Source organism: Treponema sp. UBA753 (assembly GCF_002297325.1).
Taxonomy (GTDB): Bacteria; Spirochaetota; Spirochaetia; order Treponematales; family Treponemataceae; genus Treponema_D.
In genome coordinates this window covers 1-2707 of the sequence record NZ_DBKJ01000019.1, presented here as the reverse complement: position 1 = coordinate 2707, position 2707 = coordinate 1, and the positions used below count along the sequence as shown (strand labels likewise).

Below are 2707 nucleotides of genomic sequence, written 5' to 3'. Positions count from 1 at the left end.
ACTCGAATTTTGACCTAATATTCACTTCTAGTTATGTTTCTAAGCCACTTTTTGCTTTTGTAGAATGAGAAAACCCAAGGCCACTTTACAAATTCGTCCAGGCACATAAAAAAGTAAACCCATACAACAGGAAGCTTGAATACAAAAGCTGTAAGAATTCCGGCTGTAATTCCATAGCCCCACATATCGATTGTGTCGCAGATTAGACCGAATTTTGTGCATCCGCCTGCACGGAAAACACCGGCAATAAGCATTGTGTTAACAGCAGTTCCCATAACATAGTAGACATTTATAAAAAGCATCTGCTTTAAATAATGCATTGCCAAAGTTGAAAGTGAAGCGTATTTTAGAACAAACGGAATTGAAATGAATATCAAAAGCCCGCCAAACGCTCCTGCAATAACTGTAACTTTAAGAAATTCCTTTGCGCCTTTTTCAGCCTCGTCAATCTTATCTGCACCAATCAAGTTTCCTACAATAATGCCGCCCACCGCAGCAACAGCATAGCAGAACACAGTGGCAAAGTTGCGCACAACGCATACAATCGAATTCGCCGCCACAACATCAGAGCCAAGCCGCCCCATGATTGCAACGTAGGCAGAAAAAGCTGCGCCCCAGGAAACATCATTCAGCAAGGCAGGCAAAGACATCTTAAAAAAATCCTTGGCAAGAGAGCGGCTTTTTATAAACATATAGGAAAACTTAAGCTTTATGTCCTTGCTCCGGGCTGAAACAATAAAGCAGCCTGCAACACAAACAGATTGAGAAATGCAAGTAGCAAGAGCAACTCCGCGGATTCCCATTTTTTCAATTCCAAAAAACCCAAAGATAAAAACCGCGTTAAGAATGATGTTTAAGAAAAATCCCAGGCCGTTAAAAAACGTTGCCACCGAAACACGGTTTGCGCTTCTAAGCATAGAAAAGTAAGTATTTGAAACCGCCCACAAAAGATAAAACACCCAAATTATGCGAAGATATTCCGCGCCTTCTGCAATCAAAACAGGGTCAGCCGTATAAACGCGCATAAGTTTTTCCGGAAACAACGACGCGCCAATAGAAAAGGAAAGCGCAACAGCAAGCGAGCATTTAAGCGCAATTCCTTCAATTGCCTCAAGAGCCTTAAAATCTTTTTTACCAAAATACTGAGCCGCAAGAAGAATAGAGCCTGAGCTTATTCCAGAATAGAACATAAAGACAAGAGCCGAGTACTGAGTTGCAAGAGAGCCTGCCGCAATAGCGTCCTGACCTACACTGTTCAGCATTATAACATCTACAGAGCCCATCATGGCGGCGAATATATTTTGCAGAATAATAGGAAAAAGCATTTTTAATGAATCTTTGTAAAACTGTTTGTCCATAATTTTCTCCCAACATATTTATGTTAGAAAATATATATAACATTTGTTCTAGTATAATGCAACACAGAACAAACAAACTGAGCAACAAGTGCGCAAAATTTGATGGAAAAAGATTGCTAAACGTGTTTACTATGCAAACATCACAGTGCCAAGCACGACAATGATAGGTAAAAGATAGATAATGATAAAAAAAACCGGGCAAAAACCCGGCACTTATGGTAAAATTTTTAAATTAGTCTGCAAACAATGGAGTTGAAAGGTAGCGGTCTCCTGAATCTGGAAGAAGAGCCACAATAACTTTTCCTTTGTTTTCAGGACGCTGGGCAAGAATCTTTGCAGCCTTTAGAGCAGCTCCGCTTGAAATTCCAACAAGAATTCCTTCTGACCGCGCAAAAGCCTTTCCTTCAGCAAAAGCATCGTCATTTTCTATGGCAATAATTTCATCGTAAATCTTTGTGTCGAGCGTTTCTGGAACAAATCCTGCGCCGATTCCCTGAATTTTATGAGAGCCGGCAGTTCCTTTTGAAAGAACAGGGCTTGAAGCAGGTTCAACAGCAACAACTTTTACAGCCGGATTCTTCGACTTTAGGAACTCTCCTACGCCGGAAACAGTTCCGCCAGTGCCTACGCCAGCAACAAAAATGTCAACTTTTCCGTCTGTCTGGCTCCAGATTTCAGGGCCTGTAGTTTCGCGGTGAGCTTTAGGGTTAGCCGGATTTACAAACTGACCGAGAATAACAGAGCCGGGAATTGATTTTTGAAGTTCTTCTGCCTTTGCAATCGCGCCTTTCATTCCTTTTGCGCCTTCTGTAAGAACAAGCTCCGCACCGTAAGCCTTTAAAAGATTGCGGCGCTCAACACTCATTGTTTCTGGCAAAGTCAAAATTGCCTTGTATCCTTTTGCAGCGGCAACAGCGGCAAGTCCAATTCCAGTATTTCCAGAAGTAGGCTCAATTATAGAAGCTCCAGGCTTTAGAATGCCTTTTTTTTCTGCATCTTCAATCATTGCAAGCGCGATTCTGTCTTTTACGCTTCCGGCCGGATTCAGATATTCCAGTTTTGCAAGCAAGGTTGCGTTTTCAATGCCGCTAGCCTTTGAATAATTGTTGAGCTTTAGAATCGGTGTGTTTCCAATCAGTTCTACTACGCTTTCCTTAATGTCTGCCATATCCGGCCTCCTGCAAGTTTATATTCCTACTTAAAATATAGGTTTTATGCGGTTATACTAGCTTTTATTTCCTATCAAGTCAATAGGGTTTTGTGATTTATTATTATTTTTACATAATCTTATGTCATTCCTGTGCCCCGACACAGAAATCTGTTACACTGTCATTGCCGTACTTGATACG

At 41.3% G+C, this 2707-nt stretch carries 2 protein-coding genes; both read right to left on the bottom strand.

Going from position 1 to position 2707, the window contains the following annotated elements; translation table 11 throughout:
• Nucleotides 1-14: 14 nt before the first annotated feature.
• Nucleotides 15-1358, bottom strand: coding sequence for an MATE family efflux transporter (locus B4C08_RS01080; protein ID WP_296662206.1), 1344 nt, complete (start codon nt 1356-1358; stop codon nt 15-17).
• 232 nt (nt 1359-1590) lie between these two features.
• Nucleotides 1591-2526, bottom strand: coding sequence for a cysteine synthase A (gene cysK, locus B4C08_RS01075; protein ID WP_296012252.1), 936 nt, complete (start codon nt 2524-2526; stop codon nt 1591-1593).
• Nucleotides 2527-2707: the final 181 nt, after the last annotated feature.

Excerpts from the sequence above, each read along its gene's own strand:
- B4C08_RS01080 (WP_296662206.1), bottom strand. The coding sequence starts at position 1,358 with ATGGACAAACAGTTTTACAAAGATTCATTAAAAATGCTTTTTCCTATT.
- cysK (WP_296012252.1), bottom strand. The coding sequence starts at position 2,526 with ATGGCAGACATTAAGGAAAGCGTAGTAGAACTGATTGGAAACACACCG.